This is a genomic window from Halorussus halophilus, from assembly GCF_008831545.1.
GTDB lineage: Archaea > Halobacteriota > Halobacteria > Halobacteriales > Haladaptataceae > Halorussus > Halorussus halophilus.
On sequence record NZ_CP044523.1, the window covers coordinates 2426511 to 2445836 of the forward strand.

20 protein-coding genes are annotated in these 19326 nt (G+C 63.3%); 10 read left to right on the forward strand and 10 right to left on the reverse strand.

Translation table 11 applies throughout. From position 1 onward, the window contains the following. Positions 1 to 31 precede the first annotated feature (31 nt). Positions 32 to 1174, forward strand: coding sequence for a DUF373 family protein (locus F7R90_RS12075; protein ID WP_192498301.1), 1143 nt, complete (start codon positions 32 to 34; stop codon positions 1172 to 1174). 78 nt (positions 1175 to 1252) lie between these two features. Next, positions 1253 to 1975: a diphthine--ammonia ligase gene (locus tag F7R90_RS12080; RefSeq protein WP_158057677.1), complete on the forward strand. Its 723-nt coding sequence runs from the start codon at positions 1253 to 1255 to the stop codon at positions 1973 to 1975. Between the two features lie 34 nt (positions 1976 to 2009). On the opposite strand, the gene F7R90_RS12085 is transcribed toward F7R90_RS12080, so the two are convergent. From F7R90_RS12085 to F7R90_RS12100, 4 genes are all read right to left on the reverse strand, one after another. Further along, on the reverse strand, positions 2010 to 2978 hold the full coding sequence (locus F7R90_RS12085; protein WP_158057678.1) for a sugar phosphate nucleotidyltransferase: 969 nt from the start codon (positions 2976 to 2978) through the stop codon (positions 2010 to 2012). A gap of 213 nt (positions 2979 to 3191) precedes the next feature. Further along, positions 3192 to 3575 carry a DUF7344 domain-containing protein gene (locus F7R90_RS12090; protein WP_225741162.1) on the reverse strand — a complete coding sequence of 128 codons (384 nt, stop codon included), beginning with the start codon at positions 3573 to 3575 and terminating at the stop codon, positions 3192 to 3194. 65 nt (positions 3576 to 3640) lie between these two features. Further along, the gene (locus F7R90_RS12095; RefSeq protein ID WP_158057679.1) at positions 3641 to 3829 is read right to left on the reverse strand and encodes a helix-turn-helix domain-containing protein; all 189 of its coding nucleotides are present in this window, start codon (positions 3827 to 3829) and stop codon (positions 3641 to 3643) included. 6 nt (positions 3830 to 3835) lie between these two features. Continuing rightward, positions 3836 to 5389, reverse strand: a complete 1554-nt coding sequence (locus F7R90_RS12100; protein WP_158057680.1) for a bacterio-opsin activator domain-containing protein — start codon at positions 5387 to 5389, stop codon at positions 3836 to 3838. 88 nt (positions 5390 to 5477) lie between these two features. Here F7R90_RS12100 and F7R90_RS12105 point away from each other — a divergent pair, with 88 nt between their 5' ends. Further along, entirely contained in the window at positions 5478 to 5768 is a 291-nt protein-coding gene (locus tag F7R90_RS12105) for a transcriptional regulator (protein ID WP_158057681.1), read from the forward strand. A gap of 3 nt (positions 5769 to 5771) precedes the next feature. Here the strand turns inward: F7R90_RS12105 and F7R90_RS12110 are convergent, their stop codons facing one another. Continuing rightward, complete coding sequence (locus tag F7R90_RS12110) at positions 5772 to 6245, reverse strand: Rieske (2Fe-2S) protein (protein ID WP_158057682.1); 474 nt, start codon at positions 6243 to 6245, stop codon at positions 5772 to 5774. Positions 6246 to 6553: 308 nt separating this feature from the next. On the opposite strand from F7R90_RS12110, the gene F7R90_RS12115 reads away from it, so the two are divergent. After that, complete coding sequence (locus F7R90_RS12115) at positions 6554 to 7939, forward strand: UDP-N-acetylglucosamine 2-epimerase (protein ID WP_158057683.1); 1386 nt, start codon at positions 6554 to 6556, stop codon at positions 7937 to 7939. A 30-nt stretch (positions 7940 to 7969) separates the two neighbouring features. Here F7R90_RS12115 and F7R90_RS12120 read toward each other — a convergent pair whose 3' ends face one another. The 5 genes from F7R90_RS12120 to F7R90_RS12140 form a co-directional block, all read right to left on the reverse strand. Next, positions 7970 to 8839, reverse strand: coding sequence for an aminotransferase class IV (locus tag F7R90_RS12120; RefSeq protein WP_158057684.1), 870 nt, complete (start codon positions 8837 to 8839; stop codon positions 7970 to 7972). Next, positions 8832 to 9479 carry an anthranilate synthase component II gene (locus tag F7R90_RS12125; protein ID WP_158057685.1) on the reverse strand — a complete coding sequence of 216 codons (648 nt, stop codon included), beginning with the start codon at positions 9477 to 9479 and terminating at the stop codon, positions 8832 to 8834. The genes F7R90_RS12120 and F7R90_RS12125 overlap by 8 nt, the downstream gene beginning before the upstream one ends. Positions 9480 to 9871: 392 nt before the next feature. Next, the gene (locus F7R90_RS12130; protein ID WP_158057686.1) at positions 9872 to 11539 is read right to left on the reverse strand and encodes an anthranilate synthase component I family protein; all 1668 of its coding nucleotides are present in this window, start codon (positions 11537 to 11539) and stop codon (positions 9872 to 9874) included. A gap of 41 nt (positions 11540 to 11580) precedes the next feature. Continuing rightward, positions 11581 to 12378: a helix-hairpin-helix domain-containing protein gene (locus F7R90_RS12135; RefSeq protein WP_158057687.1), complete on the reverse strand. Its 798-nt coding sequence runs from the start codon at positions 12376 to 12378 to the stop codon at positions 11581 to 11583. A gap of 27 nt (positions 12379 to 12405) precedes the next feature. Next, complete coding sequence (locus F7R90_RS12140) at positions 12406 to 13236, reverse strand: shikimate dehydrogenase (protein ID WP_158057688.1); 831 nt, start codon at positions 13234 to 13236, stop codon at positions 12406 to 12408. Positions 13237 to 13358: 122 nt separating this feature from the next. Here F7R90_RS12140 and F7R90_RS12145 point away from each other — a divergent pair, with 122 nt between their 5' ends. The 6 genes from F7R90_RS12145 (at position 13359) to F7R90_RS12170 (ending at position 19281) form a co-directional block, all read left to right on the forward strand. After that, a complete protein-coding gene (locus F7R90_RS12145) occupies positions 13359 to 14336 on the forward strand; it encodes a calcium/sodium antiporter (protein WP_158057689.1) in 978 nt (325 codons plus the stop codon). Between the two features lie 116 nt (positions 14337 to 14452). Then, on the forward strand, positions 14453 to 15793 hold the full coding sequence (locus tag F7R90_RS12150; RefSeq protein ID WP_158057690.1) for a sodium:calcium antiporter: 1341 nt from the start codon (positions 14453 to 14455) through the stop codon (positions 15791 to 15793). A 69-nt stretch (positions 15794 to 15862) separates the two neighbouring features. After that, positions 15863 to 17254 (forward strand): D-aminoacyl-tRNA deacylase, encoded by a 1392-nt coding sequence (locus tag F7R90_RS12155; protein ID WP_158057691.1) that lies wholly within the window; start codon positions 15863 to 15865, stop codon positions 17252 to 17254. A 116-nt stretch (positions 17255 to 17370) separates the two neighbouring features. Further along, positions 17371 to 18510 (forward strand): cell division protein FtsZ, encoded by a 1140-nt coding sequence (ftsZ, locus tag F7R90_RS12160; RefSeq protein WP_158057692.1) that lies wholly within the window; start codon positions 17371 to 17373, stop codon positions 18508 to 18510. Positions 18511 to 18665: 155 nt separating this feature from the next. Next, a complete protein-coding gene (locus F7R90_RS12165) occupies positions 18666 to 18833 on the forward strand; it encodes a protein translocase SEC61 complex subunit gamma (protein WP_158057693.1) in 168 nt (55 codons plus the stop codon). 10 nt (positions 18834 to 18843) lie between these two features. Further along, a complete protein-coding gene (locus F7R90_RS12170) occupies positions 18844 to 19281 on the forward strand; it encodes a transcription elongation factor Spt5 (RefSeq protein ID WP_158057694.1) in 438 nt (145 codons plus the stop codon). The last annotated feature ends 45 nt before the right edge of the window (positions 19282 to 19326 follow it).

The following is a 19326-nucleotide window of genomic DNA, read 5'->3' on the forward strand; positions in this document are numbered from 1 at the left end:
ACCCCCGCCCGTCTGGATTCAACCACGCGACATGAGTACGCTGGTGGTGTGCGTCGATAGGGACGACGACATCGGAACGAAGACGGGCTTAGAGACGCCGGTCTCCGGTTGGGAAGCGGTCCGGTCGCTGGTCACGGAAGTCGGTCTCGCCGACCCCGAAGACTCCAGCGTGAACTGTTTGCTCGAAGCCCTGCGAGTCGCTCGCGACCTGCGCGACGACGACGAAGACGTCTCCATCGCGGTCATCTCCGGCGCGGCCGAGACGATGGTCGGTCGCGACCGGGCCGTCGCCGAACAGACCGACCAACTCATCACCGACCACGACCCCGACTCGGCCATCGTCGTCATCGACAGTGCCCAAGACGAGCGACTGGTGCCCATCATCGAGAGTCGGATTCAAGTCGATGCGGTGGACCGAGTGGTCGTCCGGCAGGCCCGCGACATCGAGTCTACGTACTACCTGCTCAAGCAGTTCCTCGCCGACGAGGAGCTACGCCAGACCGTCCTCGTCCCCGTCGGACTGGTGATGCTGGCGTTCCCGATTCTGCTGATGATATTCGGGCCCGCCATCGCAGTGGCGTCCATCACGGCCGTCATCGGCCTGTTCGTCCTCTACAAGGGAATCGGCGTGGACGACTACCTCGCGGACCTCCCCGGCGAAGTCAGGGACGCGCTGTACTCCGGGCGAGTCTCCATCGTCACGTACGTCGTGGCGGCCGGACTCTCGCTCGTCGGTCTGTTCGCTGGCGCGCTCCACGTCTCCGACCCTTCGACGCCCTCCCAAGGTATCTTGCTCCCGGCGATGGCCTTCGCGTTCGCCAGCGTCCCGTGGCTCGCCGGGGCGGCGCTCGCGGCCTCGACCGGTCGCCTGCTGGACGAGGCCATCCGTAACGAGAAGGTGCGAAACTCGTATCTCAACCTTCCGTTCGGCGTCCTCGCTGTCGGACTCGTCGTACGCGGGTTCTCGGCGTACTTCCTTCAACGCGAGGGGTACATCGACCCCGTCGTGATTCCGCACATCGAAGTCGGCAATCTCTCGGTCCAAGAACTCACGCTCCTGCCCGGCACGCGCCTCGCGCTGTTCGTCGTGAGCGGCGTCGTGCTGAGTCTCGTCGGCGTGCGAATCTCGTCGTACGTGACTGGGACCTCGCTGGAAGAGGAGTTAGTCGAATAGGAGCGAGACTCTCGACCTGCCGAGCGGTATTCCGGCGAAACCGCGAGGCATTTAGCCGCTCGTTCCCGACTCGACCACATGAGCGACGGCCACTGGCTCTCTCTGTTCTCCGGCGGGAAGGACTCCTCGTGGGCGCTCTATCGCGCCTTGGAAGAAGGCTTAGACGTGTCGCGACTGGTCACGGTCCACCCGGAGGGTGACTCGTACATGTACCACGTTCCGGCGACTCGATTGGCGAGTCTCGCCGCCGAGAGCCTCGACATCGAACTCGTGGAGGTCGAACCTGACGACTTCGAAGCCGACTCGGCAGGCGACTCCGGAACGCAGGGCGACGCGGAACTCGAACCCCTCGAAGCCGCCATCTCGCAACTCGATAGCGAACTTGACAGCGGCGTCGCGGGCGTCACCGCGGGTGCAATCGAGAGCGAGTACCAGACCAGTCGCATCGAAGGGATGTGCGAGCGACTCGACATCGAACTGTTCGCGCCGCTCTGGCAGCGCGACCCCCGCGAACTCGCTGACGAGATGCTAGACGCTGGCTTCGAAATCACCATCATCCGCGCGGCGGCCTACGGACTGGACGAATCGTGGCTCGGTCGGACGCTGGACGAGGAAGCGATTGCCGAACTCGAAGAACTCCACGAGGAGTACGGCGTCCACATCCTCGGCGAAGGCGGCGAGTTCGAGACGCTGGTGACCGACGGCCCGCACATGGAGCGGCCTATCGAACTGGAGTACGAGACCGAATGGGAGGAGTCGCGCGGCACGTTGCAGATTACGGACGCGCGGTTGAGTGAGTAAGAAAACTGGAGAGTTTTGAAGGTGGGTTGGCGCGCTACTCCCCGTTCGTCAGTTGGGTGTGCGCACCGATGAGCGCGCCCGCGAGGTCCATGTTCTCGACGTGAGTCTTCTCGTCGATGATGGAGTTGCGAATGTCGCAGTCGTGAATCGTCGTTTGCGGGAAGACGATGGTGTTGTTCAGACTGGAGTTGACGAGTTCCGCGCCTTCCATGACGTGGACGTTCTCGCCGATAGTCGTGTTATCGACGCTCGCGTTCTCTGCGATGTGGTTCTGACCGTCGAGTTTCCACGAGACTGCTTCGAGGTAGCTCTCGGGCGTGCCGATGTCGTACCACGCGCCGTCGAACGTGAACGCGTAGACCGGATGGCGGTCGTGAAGCCACTGGATGAGCCACCCGGGTTCGTCCGGGTTGTTCCCGTCTTCCAGATACTCGTCCAACAGCGGAATGGTATCCTCGGTAAAGGCGTAACAGGCGATGGAGACGAGCGTACTCTTGGGGTCTTCGGGCTTCTCTTGGAAGTCAACGACTTCGTCGCCGTCGAGTTCGACTAGTCCGTACGACTTCGCGCGTTCTCGACTGCCAACGTCGTAGGCGGCCAGCGTGGTCGAGTCTTTCGCTTGGAAGTAGTCGATGAACTCGGCCACGTCGAAGCTGATGAGGTTGTCGCCCGCGATGACGATGGTGTCGTCGGTGACGTCCTCGCGGTCGAACAGTTGCGCGAGCGCGCCGATGACGCCGAACTTCTCGTCCTCTTCGGTCGTGTCCTCGACGGTGAGCGTCGGCTTCTCGAACCTACTGTTCTCCAAGTGGTCGCGAAAACTGTCGGCGAAGCGTTCGTTCGTCGAGACGAACACTTCGTCCACGCGCTCGTCGGCCTCCAACTCGGCGAATATCTGGTCGATGACGGTCGAGTCGCCGACTGGGAGGAACATCTTCGGCCGATGCTTCGTAATCGGCCAGAGGCGGGTCGCGTAACCACCGGCAAGAACGACGGCTTTCATATCTCGGGCGACGGCGGCCCGGCGTAAGTCCTTTTTCATTCACCGAGTCAGTCGTAGGAGAGACCCTCGTTTCGACCGCTCGCACATCCACCGACGCGGGTTGAACGAGTAAAGACTAACAGAAGCAGTTGGAGTATCACAGAAGCAGTCGGAGTATCACTGAAACACTCGGTGCGTCGGGTCGCGTGTCGCTGGAACCTGTCAGAGAAGTCGTTATTCGTGGTCGATAGCCAGTTCGAGCCACTGTTCGGTGACGGCGTCACCGCGATAGCGTGCGGTCTCGCTCCGTGCGTCGTACTCGACGAGACCAGCGTCGGCGAGTTTCGGCAAGTGACGGTGATGGAGACTCGTTGCGACGCGCTCGCGGCTACCGTTCGGGCCACGAGACGTTGCGAGGACTCGGTCGATGAGTTCGGAGAACGTCGCGACGCCGTCGTCTGCTTCGACGAGTTGTTCGAGGATGCAACGGCGTTGCTGGTCCGCGAGTGCTTCGAGTAGCACGTCGATTTCCGGTGTCTCAAGCGAATCGTGTTCCGATACGGACGAGACACCGTTCGTCGCTTCCCCCTGCCTCTCTGGTTTACTTTTGTCGCTCATTGTTCCGACGCGTCGGAGGAGTATAACGCGCCTACGACAAAGAACAGTGGGCCTAAACAGCTAGGTTACTCCGCGAAGAACGCACTCAGGAGTTCTCGGTGGGCTTTTCGGAGGTGTTGGTGGAGCGTCGGCGAAGAGATACCGAGCGAGTCGGCGACTTCTTCGGCCGTGCTGTCCCGCGGCCACTCGTAGTAGCCCGCGAAGTACGACGAGCGGAGCGCGCGACGCTGGGCGTCGGTCAGTTGGTCGCTCAACTGCCGTCAGAACTCGCGGGCAGTGTGGACTTCGCGCTCTCGTTCGCGCTTGGCGACCAACTCGGCGCTGGGGTACTCCTCTCGGACCTGTTCGACCACCTCTCGAACGTCGGTGTCGGGAGGGAGTTCGGCGACGACGCGCGCCGTTCCGCGTTCGGTTATCGCTTCGCTCGTCTTCGCGCCGTACTCAGAGAGCGTGAGGACGAACGACGACCCCGAGACGGTGAATTCGAGGAGGTACTCGTCTTCGTGCTGGCTGACCAGTCGCACGCTCTCGACGGTGTCCCACTCGGCGGCGAGGGCGATGAGTTCCTCGGGGTCCGCGCCCCACATCGTGTCGTAGAATACGAGCGACCCGTCCGGTCCGGTCGCCATCCCCTCCAACCGGAGCGAACAGCCGAGTTGTTCAGAGAGCGCGACGTAGACGGAGTTCGGGTCGTCGAGTTCGAACTCCAGTTCGACGACGGTGTCCGACAGCGCCAGTCGGCGGTTCATCACCGCGTTGATGGCGAACCCGATGAGTTCGCCCAACACGTCGAACGCGTCGGCCTCACGGTCACTGAACGCGGACGGACGGGTCGATTCGACGGCGAGGACGCCGTAGGTCGTGTCCCCGTACCGAATGGGGACGGCGATGCCCGAGCGGTCGCTCTGGTCCACGATGCTGTCTTGTCGGAGGTCGCTCGCCGCGGACCACGCCTCGTCGCCGAATCTGGCGACGACTTGCGTCTCGCCCGTGTGGTAGGCTTTCGCTACCGCTTCGTCGCTGTCCTCGCTCACGTCGATGCCGTCTACGAGGCTTCGAATCGAGTCGTCTATCCCCGCGCCGACGAGTCCACGAATCTCACCCGTCGCGGCGTTCGGCTGGCCGACCCACGCGACCTCGTAGAGGTCCGATTCCACGATGCGGTCACAGACTGCTTGCTCTATCTCTTCACGGTTCGCCTCACCGATGAGGACGCTGATTACCGCCCGCACGACTTCGTTGATTCGGTTCAGCGTGGCGAGGGCGTTGCGTTGGCTTTCGAGGGTCTGGTCTCGAACCTTCCGCTCGGTCACGTCTTTGCAGATGGCGAACGTCCCCGCGAGTTCACCGTCTGGGTCGTAGTACGGCGACGCTCGGTTCTCGAAGACGCGTTCGTCGCCGTCTTCGCCGGGCAGGGTCACCTCGAACGTCCGGTCCGTCTCGGTCTCCATTACCGCTTTCTCGTAGCGTCGAATCTCGCGGCCCGGTTCGCCGAACAACTCCGGGTCGGTCGAACCGACGATGTCGGACTTCGGGAGACCGACGTAGTCGGCGGCCGCGTCGTTGACGAACTGGTAGCGACCCGCTAAGTCTTTGAGGACGATAGGGTCTGAGCTACTGTCAACGATAGCTTCGAGTCGTTTGGCGTGCTGGGTGAGACTCTCGTAGGAACGACCGGCAGGTGCCTGCCCGCCACCACGTTGCTCGATGCGCTCGGCGTCTACGTCCTGTTCCCCGCACTCCTCGTCGCTATCGTCGCTCGGAAGGCCGTCTGCGTTCGTCACAGACTCTTCCCGGAAGTCGGGGTCACTCATCTCCGTGTCGGCTTAATTATACGAGTCCCTATACAAAACCCTACCGCCGGGAGAAAGGTTTTGGTCGTCGGGGTCCCGACGGCCGGATATGCGCGAGGCCGACGCGACGACCCGCGAACGAATCGCCGCCCACCTGCGAGAGCGCAGTGCCGCCCCGAGTGTGCTGGCCAACGAGTTCGACATCACCGCTCCGTCCGCCGTAGACCACGTCCGGCACGTCGCCCGGTCACTGGACGACGGCGACGAACAACTGCTGGTCGCACCGCCGACCTGTCGAGACTGCGGCTTCGACGCCTTCGACGACCCAGCGAATCGCCCCTCGCGGTGCCCCGACTGCAAGAGCGAGGCGATTTCGGAACCAGAGTACAAAATCGCCTGAAATTCAGAACTCGATGTTCGACTTCGAGGTGAGGTCGAAGTCGTCTTTCTCCTCGGGGCCAAGACCAACGAACTCGTAGTCCTCGTCCGCGAGGTACACGTCGCCGTCTTCGACAGTGACTTCGACTTCGTTGAGATACGCGCCCTCACAGGGACCGAACGAGCAGTAGCCAGTGTTGGATTCGAACCACGCGCCGTGGTTCGCACAGATTACTTCGCCGTCGCGCATCGGCGCGCCCTCGCCCTTGTCGAGTTTGATGTGGGTGAAGTGCTGGCAGTAGTTGAACCACCCGACTATCTCCTCGCCGCCGTCGGTCTGTTTGTCGTCGGCCTCGTCGCCCTCGGATGACTCCTCGCCGCCGAGACGTAGGAGAATCACTTCCTTCTGCTCGTCGGTCTCCGAATTTCGGACTCGGAAGAGGAACGTGCTGTCGTCGGGGACCTCATCGACGCTCGTAATTCGACGGTCCGTACTCACGACCTCGCGTAGGGGGAGCGTGAATTTGAAGATTGCGCACTCATTCAAATTCCGGTGCCGTCTCGGATACTGTCTCGAAACCCCGCACTCGGTACGAATCGTGGGAGTTAGCGTGACTGTGGCCACTTCGAAAGTCCCACCAGGCGGTTGGTCGGCGGGCGGGCGTCATCGGTGGAACGTGTCATCGAGCGTTTCGAGGTCGAGAGTCCGCAGTCGTCGATGGCAGTCGGGTCTGGCTCTTTTCTGACCACTTCCCGTTCCGAGATGGCAAGCTACTAACTCGCTCGTCCGGTCGTCTGGATCAACGGATGAGCACCAGTCCCGAGATGGAGATTTACGACGACCGACTCGCCGCGCAACTGGACCGCGACGACTACGCGCTCGCCGTCGTCACCGCGACCAAGCCCGACTTCTACAAGCAAGCGCCGCTGGTCGCCGCCGCGGACTCGCGCGACGTGCCCTGCTTCGTCCTCCACACTGGCCAGCACTACGACGACGTACTCGGCCACGGACTCGCGGAGTACGGCGTCGAGGACCGAGTCGCCGCAGACCTCCGCGTCCGGGGCGACCTCTCGGAGAAGACCGCCCAACTGATGCGGAAGGTCAAACGGTTCGCCCAGCACGTCGAGGAACACTACCCCGACACGACCGTCCTGCCAATCGTCCACGGCGACACGCTCGCGGCGGGCATCGTCCCGCAGGCGTGGATGTTCGCTACGAACCAGTTCGTCGCGCACAACGAGGCCGGACTGCGCGGGATGGCCCCCGAAGAATTCGACCCGACTGCCGACCCCGCAGAAGTCGTCCGCCAGCAGTGGGAGGGCGAGTGGGTGCGCAATCGCACCGAACCGTTCCCCGAGCAGTACGACACCTTCGTCGGGTCTGCCGGGTCCATCTACCAGTTCGCGCCGGTCGAACTGAACCGCGACCACCTCGAACGCGAGGGCTATCCGACCGAAGTCGAGGGGAGCGACCGAATGCCGGTCGTCGGCAACTCAGTCGTGGACGCCATCGAGGCCAAGAAAGACGCCAACCTCGACCAGAGCGTCTTCGACGTGTACCCCGCGTTGGAAGCCCGCGACGACTGGATTCGAGTGGACGTCCACCGACGCGCGAATCTGCTCCCCGAGCGGTTCGAAGCTATCGTGGAGGGCGTAATCGGCCTCGTCGAGTCGGGCTACAACGTCAACTTCGTGGAACTGAACGCGACCGAGCGCGCGCTCCGGGAGTACGGTCTGCGGGAGAAACTGACCCGACTGGCCGACGAGCGCGAGAACTTCCTCTTTACCGGTCTCTGGAAGAAGCACGCCCACGTCTACGAGTTCCTCGAATCCGGACAGTGCCTCGCGGAACTGACGGACTCCGGTAGCATGCAGGAGGAACTGAACTACATCGACGGCCCGGTCTGTCTCACCGCGCGGTTCAACACCGACCGACCGGAGACGGTGTTCGAGGCGAACACGAACCTGCTCGTACCGCCCGTCTCCGGGAAGTTCGTCCGCGAGACGGTCGAACACGTCGCCGAGTCCGACCTTCGCGACCAGATGAGTTCGGGGCCGAACCTCTACGGGGGTGACGTGGCGGGCACCATCGTGGAGTTCCTCGCCGAGAAACGCGACGAGCATCCCTTCGAGTGGGCACACGAACGGCAGGGCTTCGGCACCGAGGCAGGTCGCGAGTTCGACTATCTGTAGACCGATCGCCACTCGTCGCAGACGAGCGGCTCACTCGTAGCAGTCGCATTCGACGCGCGCGTCGAACGCCCCAGCGAGCGCCTCTATTACTGGCCCCCTGCCGAGTTCTCTTCCATCGACGCTCCCAATCGGCCGCAGTTCCCACGTCGAGTTTGTGAGAAAGGCTTCGTCCGCGTCTCGCAACTCGTCGGGACTGTAGGTCCCTTCTTCGACCGAGAGTCCCAACCCACCGGCGAGTTCGAAGACGACTTGCCGAGTGATGCCGGGGAGAATCGGCCCGTCGAGACCCGGTGTTTTGATGGTCCTGTCGGCGACGAAAAAGAGGTTGCTCGTCGCGGCCTCCGCGAGATTGCCGTGACTGTCGAGCATGATGGCGGTATCTGTGTCCTGAGCGAGTTCCAGTTTCGCCAGAATTCCGTTCAGATAGTTGTGGGTCTTCGCGCTCGCTGGCAGTGCGGCGTCGGGCACGCGCCGGGTCTCGACTATCTCCGCTCTGGCTGGGTCGTCCCAAACTGGGTCGCTACCCTTGCCGCCACGAGGGAGTTCCGAGACGTACACGACGACCGTGGCGTCTTCGACTGGTTGGGGCGTCAGTTTGCCGGGTTGCACGCCCCGCGAGATGGAGAGTTTGACGTAGGCATCCTCGAAGTCGTTCGCGTCGAGCGTGGCGTCGATTCGCTCCCGGAGGTCCTCTTTCGTGAGTCCGTGGTCGATGCTGAGGGTCTCGCAAGTCTTACGCAAGCGTTCGGCGTGGGCGTCCCACTCGAAAATCTCGCCGCCGTAGGCACGCATCGTCTCGAACGCCGCGTCACCGTACATGAATCCGCGGTCGCGGACCGAAACTGTCGCTTCGTCGGCCGGGACGACGTCGCCGTCTACGTGGTAGTACAGTTCAGTCATCGGTACAGGAGTCACAGAAGTTGCTGACGAGTGCTTGCCCGCTCTCGGTGAGGATGCTCTCGGGGTGGAACTGCACGCCGACGTGGGGCTTCTCGCGGTGGCGCACGGCCATCAAGACACCGTGGTCTGCACCGTCTTCGTCGCCGTCGTCCTCGACAGTCCACGCAGACGCTTCGAGCGCGGCGGGGAGGTCCTCACGCTCGACGGACAGCGAGTGGTAGCGCCCGACCTCGAAGGTGTCTGGCAGGCCCGCGAAGACGCCCCGGCCGTCGTGGCGAATCTCGGAAGGCTTGCCGTGGACGACCTCGGGCGCGTGCCCGACCGGCGACCCGTGGGCCGCACAGAGCGACTGGTGGCCCAGACAGACCCCGAGAGTGGGGTAGTCGGTTTCGGCGAAGATATCGATAGAGATGCCCGCCTCGGCGGGCGTACCGGGACCCGGCGAGACGACGATTCCATCCGGCGCGAGATCGTGGAGTTCTTCGAGGGTGATGGCGTCGTTTCGGCGGACGACGACTTCGGACGCGGGCGTGTCGTCCGCGGCGTCGAAGTCGTCAGAGTTCGATGTGACTGCTGCGCCGACGTACTGGACGAGGTTGTAGGCGAACGAGTCGTAGTTGTCGATGACGAGAATGGACATTTTCGGGTGTGTGACTCGGTGTTATGTGGTGGTTTGTGTGGACGGGGCTAAACGCTCTCGGTTCTGTGTGTTCGTGGAATGGTCGTGAGAAGAGTGGTTTGTGTAATGAGTGCGACGAGAGCAGTCGATAGAGCGAACTCGGCAAACGGAATTGGACGAGTGAAGACCACTACTCACACGAAACATAGAACACCGCAACCACACGCCTCCCCATCCGACTGCGTTTCTCGGATTCGGAAGACGCGACCACATCGGGTCGCGTCTTTCGCGCTGTGATACTCATCCCTCGCGCGAGTCGCTCCTACCGTCGCTCCCGCGCGCCGGTTAGTCTGTGAAAATCCGAGACATAGTGACTCAGTAATCGCGCGGCCACTCAGACGAAACCCTCGTTTTCACTCCGAACCCTCACCTTCCACCGCCAACTCCTTCCCCTCACCCAGCGCCTCGTCCACCGCAGTAATCAGCGCCCGGCCCTTCGCCAGCGTCTCCTCGTATTCGGCCTCCGGCACGGAATCGTGGACGATACCGGCCCCGACGCGCAGATGGTACTCCTGTTCCCACCGAACCAGCGTCCGAATCACGATGTTCAGCGTCCCCCGGCCGTCGAAGCCCATCACGCCGATGCTCCCGGTGTACGGCCCGCGACGCGTCCCCTCCAACTCGTCGATTATCTCCATCGTGCGGGGTTTGGGCGCGCCCGTGATGGTGCCGCCGGGGAACACCGCGGCGATGGCATCTGCAATCGTCGTCCCGTCTCGGAGCCGTCCCTCCACCTCTGAAACGAGGTGCATCACCTCCGAGTACCGGTCCACTCTGCGGTAGTCAGACACCTCGACGCTTCCATACTCGCAAACTTTCCCCAAGTCGTTGCGCTCCAAATCGACCAGCATGGCGTGTTCGGCGCGCTCCTTCTCGTCACCGAGTAGGTCGGTCTCCAGTTCGACGTCTTCCGCGGCAGTCTCCCCGCGAGGTCGCGTTCCCGCAATCGGTTCCGTCACTGCACGATTGCCTTCGACTTCCAACAGTAGTTCCGGACTGGCGCTCACGAGGTCGATGCCGGGAAATTCGAGCAGGCCGGAGTAGGGCGCGGGGTTCACCTGCCGAAGCGCCTCGAACGCTTCGACGGGATGCACGGCCGCAGGCGCAGTGAGTCGCTGGGAGACGTTCGCCTGAAACGTGTCGCCGTCGCGGACGTACGATTTGACGCGCCTGACCCGTTCGGCGTAGGCGTCCCGGCCGCAGTCGCTCTCGAACTCCGCCGTGTCTGCTTCGACCGGGGGCGTGCCAACATCCGGGTCACCCGAAGTCGCGCGGTCGGCGAGGTCCAGTGCCTGCGCCCGACCGCGGTCGTACGCGGCGTCGATGGAGGCGTCAGATGCAGTGTCGGAGATACGCGGGCAGGCGGTGACGTGGAGCGTCGTCTTCTCGCTCCCCCCTCGCGGCTTCGCCGCTCGGTCTCCGAGGGCTTCGCTTTGCTCACCCCTCGCGGCTCGCGGCTCGCGGGTCGTTCCTCCCCGCTCGGCATTCCGAGACTCTCGCTCACTGCATTCGCTCGCGTCTCGCGGCTCTTCCCACGCCGCCACGCAATCGTACAACCCGAACTGTGACTGGGGAAGCCCCCGGTCGTCCACCGCCTTCTCCGGCAAGTTCTCCAACTCCCGAACGAGGTCGTAGGAGAGCCAGCCGAACAGTCCACAGGGATACGGAACGTCGCAGTCGCCCCGGACCAGTCGCTCGTCGTCCAACAGACCAGCGAGCGCGGCGAGACTCGGTCCGCAATCGGCGCTCCCTTCGTCGTCGCACTCACTATCGTCGAGTGCCGTCGCGTCCCCGCGAGTCTGCACTCGCTCGGCAGGTTCCACACCGAAGTAGCCCCAGCCGGACTGCCCACCAGTCGTAGCGAGGTAGAACCCGCCAGTGCCGTCGCGCGCCCGCCGGTAGGCGTCGAAGGGGTCGGCCACGTGAACCTGTACTTCCACGGGGACGCGCGCGCCGTCCGGTGCGTCGCGCGCCGCTCGTCGGAACGCGTTGCGGTCGGTCACGACGGTCCGGTCGCTCATCAGTCGGGAAAACGCAGGAAGTGCCTAACCGTGTTGCGGTTCTACCGCGCCTGAGCGCGGTCTATCCAGCCCTGAATCCGCTTGGCCGACAGGTCGGTCTCGTCGGCGAGTTCGTCTGCGTCCGCCGTCGCCAGTGCCGCGATATCCGGAACGCCCGCGTCTTCCAGTCGCTCGGCGTACGCCGGGCCGATACCTTTGATATCGTCCAGCGGTTCGCCCGCGCCAGCGGGTTCTTCGTCCTCGTCCACTTCTGTCTCCGCTTCGGGCGTCGGCTCGGGTTCCGTGTCTTCGGTCTGGGCTGGCTGTGCCGCCTCCTCGTCGGGCGACGTCGCCTCGGCCGGTTCGGCGGCGACTTCGGTCTCCGATTCGTCGCCCTCGGCTTCAGGCGGTTCCTCGGTCACGTCTTCGGTGGTGATGCCCGTCTCCGCTTCCGTCTCCTCGATTTCTGGTTCTTCGGCTTCCTCGACCGCTGTCTCTGCTTCTTCGTCGGTCTCTTCGGCTTCGTCGGCTTCGGCAGACTCCGCAGAATTTTCGGGGGCTTCCGCAGGCTCTTCCGCCTCTTCGATGGCATCTTCTACGTCCGGCGTTGCCTCGGGTTCGGTCGTTTCGGTCTGTTCTGGCTGTGCGTCCGCCTCGCCCGGTTTGGCTGCTTCGGTCGCTGCTTCGGGAGTCGTTTCGGTGTCCGTATCGACGCCTTTGACGGCACTCTCGGTTTCCGTGTCCGGCTCCGGCGACTCACCAGGTTTCCGCTCGATGGTGACGCCGGAGTCAGTCCGGCGGACCTGCGACTTGTCTTCGTCGAGTCCGAGCAACGACTTCAGCTTGGTGAGAAGTCCCATTTGCGTGGCAGTAATCCCCGGTGGCACTTAAAGCCGTGCCCGAAGGGATTCGTTCATTCTTCCAACTGGTGCATCCCGACCGGTCCACCGCTCGAACGCCTCGACACCTTGATACAACAGCATCCACGCGCCGTCGATGGTCGTCGCGCCACACTCGCGCGCTTCGCTGAGGAGTCGCGTTTCGAGCGGGCGATACACGGCGTCGAGTACCGCGAGGTCTCCGTGGAGTGCTGCCTTCGGAACCGGCGAACGGTCTTCTTCCATGCCGACGCTGGTGGCGTTGACGAGAACCGTCGCGTCGGAGACCCGCGTTTCGAGCGCCTCGAGGCCGCCAGCGGTCACTCCGTCGCTCAGTTGGTCGCCGACGCTGTCACTCACGTCCGCCGCAAGTCGCTCGGCGCGCGACTTGGTTCGATTGGCGACGTGAATCGAGTTCGCGTTCGCGTCGGCGAGCGCGAAGGCCGCCGCGCGCGCAGCGCCCCCGGCACCGACTACGACGGCGTCTTGCTCCGCGAGCGCGACGTCGTGGTGGGCGAACGCGCGCCGGACCCCTGCAACGTCGGTGTTGTGGCCGGTCGGCGTCTCCCCCGAGAAGTCGATTGTGTTGACCGCGCCGACACGGGTCGCCATTTCGTCCGGTTCCACGAAGTCGAGCGCCTCCTCCTTGAACGGAATGGTGACGTTCAGTCCGGCGACGCCGAGGGCGTCCGCGCCGTCGATAGCGGCCCCGAGTTCGTCGGTGGCTGGTTCGAAGGTGACGTAGCGAGCGTCCATCCCGAATTCGTCGTATGCCGCCTCGTGCATCGGCGGCGAGAGCGAGTGCCCGACCGGGTTGCCGAGCAGTCCGAACACGTCCATGTCTGGCGACTCGGTGGGGGTCGGGTTAACTGCTGGGTTCGAGAGCGTGGTCCTCGTTATCAGGATATATAATAAACGAAGTACTTATCGCACTGCTCTATTTGGGACAGGAGTAGAGAACAATGATACCACTGCAATCGACAGGAGAGTTACTCTTCTCGGCCGACGTGCTGTACCTCGTCGGCGGGATACTGCTTCTCTATCTGGGTGCGGAGTTGCTGGTGGACAGCGCCTCGTCGCTCGCCATCGGCTACGGCATCGCCCCCGCGACGGTCGGCGTGACTATCGTCGCCTTCTCCACGACTGCGCCGGAACTGTTCGTCAGCCTCATCGGCGGCATCGGCATCTCCGACGACATCGGCTTGGGGAACATCATCGGGTCGAACATCGCGAACATCGGCCTCGTCCTCGGAGCCTCGGCGGTCGTCCAACCGCTCTCGGTCGATTCGAAGTTGCTCTGGCGACACGGACCGTTCATGCTCGCCGCCGCGGTGTTGCTCGTCGTCCTCGGGAGCGACGGCACGCTCGGCCCCGTGGACGGCGGTGCGATGCTCCTCCTGCTGGCAGTGTTCACCGGCTACATGCTGTACGAGTCCCGCTCGCCGGAAGACGGCGTGGTGCCCGAAGAACTGCAGGTCGAAGCCGAGGACGACGACATCACCCTGCGAGAAATCGGTCTGCTACTCGGTGCGGGCGTCTGTTTGCTGGGCGGTTCTATCGGACTGGTGCAAGGCGGCACAGGACTCCTGCGGTCGTTCGGCTTCAGCGACCTCGTCATCGGTATCACCATCATCGCGTTCGGCACGTCGCTTCCCGAGCTAGCGACCTCGCTGATTGGCTCTATCCGCGACGAAGCCGAGTTCAGCATCGGAAACGTCATCGGGTCGAACATCTACAACGTCCTCGCGGTCATCGGCCTGCTCGCGCTGGTCAACCCGCTCTCGGTGACCTCCAGCGTCCAGACGTTCCACTTCCCGGTGATGATAGCGTTCACGGTCTGTGCGATGGCACTGATGGCCTACGGTCGCCACCTCTCGCGCTGGAGCGGCATCGCGCTCATCGGCGGCTACGCCGGATTCGTCTACGTGCTGTTCCCCTGAAGGGGACGTTTCACAGTCAAGGACGTCGTATTCTGTCCTCCACGTGACCGAACAATTACAGCTAGCGAGATAGCGCAAGACCTACTTTTGGGGGGAGGTAATCCCCGGTCGTATCAATGAGCCGGTTACGACATCCTCTATTCGCAGTCATACTCACGACGTTGCTCACGGTACCGTGGGTGTTCGTCTGGGCCACGGGGCAGGCACACTCGCTGAGTGACCTTCAGACGGTTGCGGTCTCCGGTGTCGCCGTCCTCGGCGCATCGTTCATGCTCGCGTGGGCGGCCGAAACGGCGGAGAAAGACGTGCCACGTGCGTTCGCGCTGGCGGTCTTGGCCGTCCTCGCCGTCGCGCCAGAGTACGCAGTTGACGCACTGTACGCGTGGACTGCGGGTGCGAACGTCGGGACCGCACGTGGCGCGGAAGCCGCGAACCTCGCCGTTGCGAACATGACCGGCGCGAACCGAATCCTCATCGGTCTCGGCTGGTCCGGTATCGCACTGTTCACCATCTATCGGTCGGGCAGTTCCTCGGACTCCGCCGTCAGCGAACAGTCGGGCATCTGGGCCGACCGCATCGAACTGGACCGCGACATTGCGACGGAAATTACCTTCTTGCTCGCGGCGACCGCCTACGCGTTCTTCGTGCCGTTCATGGGCGGTATCGGCATGACCGACACTATCATCCTCGTCGGCCTGTACCTCGCTTACATCGCCATCATCATCCGGGGCGAGGTAGACGAACACGAAGAGCAGGTCGGCGTTCCGGCGTACTTCCAATCGTGGAGCAAAGGCCCCCGAATCGCGGCCGTTCTCGGACTGTTCTTCTACTCCGGGTTCATGATTTACACGGCAGTCCACCCGTTCGCGTCCGGGCTGGAACACCTCGGGGAAGCGCTCGGCATCCCCTCGTTCTTCATGATTCAGTGGATTGCGCCGCTGGCCAGCGAGAGTCCGGAACTCATCGTCGTCGCCTACCTCGTGAACAAGGCGCGCTCGACGGCCGGATTCAACGCGCTCATCTCCTCGAAACTCAACCAGTGGACGCTCCTCATCGGGACGCTCGCGGTGGTCTACAGTATCGCCCTCGGACAGATAGGAACGCTTCCGTTCGACGAGAAGCAGGCGGCCGAAATCTGGATTACCGCCGCACAGAGCTTCTTCGCCATCGCACTGTTGACCAACTTCAAGATAAGCGTGCGAGAGGCCATCGGCCTGCTCGTCCTCTTCGTCACCCAAATCGTCGCGGAGTTCTACATCATCCAGAGGATGCCAGAAGCGGAGGCGACGGCACTGAGCATCGACATCCTCTACGCGTACACGGTCATCTACATGCTGCTTGGCGTGGCGCTGCTAGCCATGCGCCGTGACGAACTTCGGTGGCTCCTCGACCGGACGGCTTCCAACGCCCGCGAGGCGATTGGCGGTCAGTCGAGCCAACCCGAACACGCGGACTGACCGACCTCGTCAGCGGTTCTCTCTCCTCATCCGACGCGCTTTTCGTCCCCACGCAACCTACCTTCGCCCGTGATAGCTATCGTCGTCAGCCGAGCGGATTCGGCGTCGGTCCACATCGGCGACCACCTGCTGGACCTCGTCGACTGGGAGCGACAGGAGGACGAGACGCGACCCGACGCCGACGGCGGCGGGACCGTCTACCGCCACGGCGCGTTCGAACTCAGGGAGTTCGACGCGCTACACCTCGACATGGAGAACGCGGCGGACGCGTTCGGCGAGGTTCGGAGCACCTCGGAACGTGCGAGCGCGGAGCGAAGCGACGCGGGAGCGGCCGCAGAATCGCCCGACTTGCTCGTCTTCGCTTCCCGGCATTCCGGCGACACCGGCCCGTTGCTCACCGCGCACTTCACTGGCAACTTCGGTCCCGCGAAGTACGGCGGTACCGACGGCGGACTCGCGGAAGCCTGTCCGAACGCGCACGAACGCTTACTCTCGGCCTTCGCCGAGTACGCGCCCGACGAGTACGAGGTCGGCATGGAGTGTACGCACCACGGCCCGTCTTCGGTCGGGGTGCCCTCGATGTTCGCCGAGTTGGGAAGCGACGACCCACAGTGGGAGGACGAAGACGCGGCGCGCGCCGCGGCGCGCGCTATCCTCGACCTGGAGGGTGCGGAGCCACACAAATCGCGCCAACTCGTCGGCTTCGGCGGCAACCACTACGCACCTCGGTTCACGCGCATCGCGCGCGAGACGGACTGGGCCGTCGGGCACGTCGCGGCCGACTGGTGTCTCGACGCGATGGGCGCACCCGCGGAAAATACGGACGTGCTTCGGCGCGCTTTCGAGCAGAGTCGCGCGGAGTATGCGGTCATCGACGGCGACCGACCGGAACTCGAATCGGTAATCGAGGAATTGGGCTACCGCGTCGTGAGCGAGACGTGGGTCCGAGAGACGGCGGGCATCTCACTCGATTTGGTAGCCGACCTCGAAGCCGAGTTGGGAGACGTAGACTCTGGACTGCGCTTCGGTGAACTTGCGGTGACGGATATCGACGACTCCTACGAGTGCATCGACTTGCCTACCGACCTCCTCGCGGAAGCACAGGGCATCGACGCCGACGCCGCGCGCGAGGCGGTCGAGGCGAACTCGCTCGCGTTCCAGACCGAGCAGAGCGGAACTCGCGCGACAGGGCAGGCCGCGATTCGCTCTCCAGCAGACCGCGATCGACTGGTCTCCGCGCTCGCTGACGTACTGGCACGGAAGTACGATTCGGTCGAGCGCGAGGACGGCGCGGTCGTCGCGCGCGAAGTCGCGTTCGATCCGGCGAAAGCAAACGAGTTGGGCGTTCCGGAAGGGCCAAAGTTCGGAAAATTGTCTGCTGGACGAACTGTCACCGTCGATGGCGAGGAAATCGCGCCCGAGCAAGTTCGGAGCCGACGGGTCCGCAAGTTCCCCGTCTGAGTCGGTTCGAGGCTCGTTTTCGCCGTTCTGCGCCCCGCAAATGTCAACTAATGTCAGACATACGTCCGACAGAGAGGGGAAAGATAATTAAGCTCCATTCTCAAGGCAACTTCAGCATGGACTCGTTAGTCGATAACGCAATCGAGGAGGCCGAGGGCCAACAGACCTCCGGCCAGCCCGCATCGGGGGGTGGCGCGCAGGACGTGAATCCGTCGGGGACGATGACCGACGAAGAGCTGAAAGACGTACTTCAGGACCTTCAGACCGACATCACGGTCGTCGGCTGTGGTGGGGCCGGTGGGAACACTGTCAACCGCATGGCCGAGGAAGGAATTCACGGCGCGAAGCTCGTCGCCGCGAACACCGACGTGCAACACCTCGTCGAGATAGAGGCCGACACCAAGATTCTGATGGGCGAGCAGAAGACCCAAGGACGAGGTGCTGGCTCGCTCCCGCAGGTCGGCGAGGAATCCGCACTCGAAAGTCAAGAAGAGATTTACGACGCGATTCAGGGGTCGGACATGGTGTTCGTCACCGCCGGACTCGGTGGCGGCACCGGGACCGGTTCCGCGCCCGTCGTCGCCAAGGCCGCCCGCGAGTCGGGCGCGCTGACTATCTCTATCGTCACGACGCCGTTCACGGCGGAGGGCGAGGTTCGGCGCACCAACGCCGAAGCAGGTCTGGAGCGACTGCGAGACGTCTCTGACACCGTCATCGTCGTCCCGAACGACCGTCTACTCGATTCGGTGGGTAAACTGCCGGTCCGACAGGCGTTCAAGGTTGCCGACGAGGTGCTGATGCGCTCTGTCAAGGGTATCACCGAACTCATCACCAAACCCGGACTCGTCAATCTAGACTTCGCCGACGTTCGCACGGTCATGGAGAAAGGTGGTGTCGCCATGATCGGACTCGGAGAGAGCGACTCGGACGCCAAAGCGCAGGACTCGGTCAAGTCCGCTATGCGCTCGCCGTTGCTCGACGTGGACATTTCGAACGCGAACTCCGCGCTCGTCAACGTCACCGGTGGCAACGACATGTCCATCGAAGAGGCGGAAGGCGTCGTCGAGGAAATCTACGACCGCATCGACCCCGACGCACGCATCATCTGGGGGACCTCCATCGACGAAGAGTTGGAGGGCGAGATGCGCACGATGATAGTCGTCACTGGCGTCGAGTCGCCCCAGATTTACGGGCGCAACGAGGCCCAGCAGGCGAAGGCGAACAAGCAACTCCAAGACATCGACTACGTCGAGTAGTCCGTCTGTCGCGGTTCGGTGTGCCTCGCACATTCACGATTCGTGGTGGTGTGCCGAAACACCGCTCTCGTTCTCGACTAGCTACTGCGTTCGCTGGGGCCACAGCGGACGGTCATCAATAGATAGAAAAAGCCCCACGACGAAACCACGGTAACATGGATGTCAAGTTCGAACTCTCGTCGTACGTTCGCGTGCTGAAACTCGCGAGCACGCCCTCGTTCGACGAATTCTCGAAGATTTCGACAATCGCCGGCGCAGGAATCGCCCTCATCGGCGTCCTCGGATTCATCATCGCGGCGATCATGAGTTTCATCCCAACGTGAGGTAGTCGCCATGGGAATATACGCAGTCAAGACGACCGCAAGTCAGGAACGCACCGTCGCGGACATGATCATGAACCGCGAGGAGTCGGAGGTCCACGCCGCCCTCGCACCGGATTCGCTCACGAGCTACGTGATGGTCGAGGCCGACAACAGCGCGGTACTGAACCGCGTCCTCGAAGAGATTCCGCACGCTCGCAACATCGTCCCCGGCGAGAGCAGCATCTCTGAAGTCGAGCACTTCCTCTCGCCGACCCCCGACGTGGAGGGTATCGCCGAGGGCGACATCGTGGAACTCATCGCTGGCCCGTTCAAGGGCGAGAAGGCGCAGGTCCAACGCATCGACGAAGGCAAGGACCAAGTGACGGTCGAACTGTACGAAGCGACCGTTCCGATTCCGGTCACGGTCCGCGGCGACCAGATTCGCGTGCTGGATAGCGAGGAACGGTAGTTCCTCGGACCACGCGAACGGCGAAGCCGTGAGCGGACTCCGAAG

Excerpts from the sequence above, each read along its gene's own strand:
- F7R90_RS12090 (WP_225741162.1), bottom strand. The coding sequence starts at position 3,575 with ATGAGCGACAAAAGTAAACCAGAGAGGCAGGGGGAAGCGACGAACGGT.
- F7R90_RS12145 (WP_158057689.1), top strand. The coding sequence starts at position 13,359 with ATGATACCACTGCAATCGACAGGAGAGTTACTCTTCTCGGCCGACGTG.
- F7R90_RS12105 (WP_158057681.1), top strand. The coding sequence starts at position 5,478 with ATGCGCGAGGCCGACGCGACGACCCGCGAACGAATCGCCGCCCACCTG.
- F7R90_RS12125 (WP_158057685.1), bottom strand. The coding sequence starts at position 9,479 with ATGTCCATTCTCGTCATCGACAACTACGACTCGTTCGCCTACAACCTC.
- F7R90_RS12100 (WP_158057680.1), bottom strand. The coding sequence starts at position 5,389 with ATGAGTGACCCCGACTTCCGGGAAGAGTCTGTGACGAACGCAGACGGC.
- F7R90_RS12130 (WP_158057686.1), bottom strand. The coding sequence starts at position 11,539 with ATGAGCGACCGGACCGTCGTGACCGACCGCAACGCGTTCCGACGAGCG.
- F7R90_RS12115 (WP_158057683.1), top strand. The coding sequence starts at position 6,554 with ATGAGCACCAGTCCCGAGATGGAGATTTACGACGACCGACTCGCCGCG.
- F7R90_RS12120 (WP_158057684.1), bottom strand. The coding sequence starts at position 8,839 with ATGACTGAACTGTACTACCACGTAGACGGCGACGTCGTCCCGGCCGAC.
- F7R90_RS12165 (WP_158057693.1), top strand. The coding sequence starts at position 18,666 with ATGGATGTCAAGTTCGAACTCTCGTCGTACGTTCGCGTGCTGAAACTC.
- F7R90_RS12170 (WP_158057694.1), top strand. The coding sequence starts at position 18,844 with ATGGGAATATACGCAGTCAAGACGACCGCAAGTCAGGAACGCACCGTC.
- F7R90_RS12135 (WP_158057687.1), bottom strand. The coding sequence starts at position 12,378 with ATGGGACTTCTCACCAAGCTGAAGTCGTTGCTCGGACTCGACGAAGAC.
- F7R90_RS12080 (WP_158057677.1), top strand. The coding sequence starts at position 1,253 with ATGAGCGACGGCCACTGGCTCTCTCTGTTCTCCGGCGGGAAGGACTCC.
- F7R90_RS12085 (WP_158057678.1), bottom strand. The coding sequence starts at position 2,978 with ATGAAAGCCGTCGTTCTTGCCGGTGGTTACGCGACCCGCCTCTGGCCG.
- F7R90_RS12075 (WP_192498301.1), top strand. The coding sequence starts at position 32 with ATGAGTACGCTGGTGGTGTGCGTCGATAGGGACGACGACATCGGAACG.
- F7R90_RS12140 (WP_158057688.1), bottom strand. The coding sequence starts at position 13,236 with ATGGACGTGTTCGGACTGCTCGGCAACCCGGTCGGGCACTCGCTCTCG.
- F7R90_RS12150 (WP_158057690.1), top strand. The coding sequence starts at position 14,453 with ATGAGCCGGTTACGACATCCTCTATTCGCAGTCATACTCACGACGTTG.
- ftsZ (WP_158057692.1), top strand. The coding sequence starts at position 17,371 with ATGGACTCGTTAGTCGATAACGCAATCGAGGAGGCCGAGGGCCAACAG.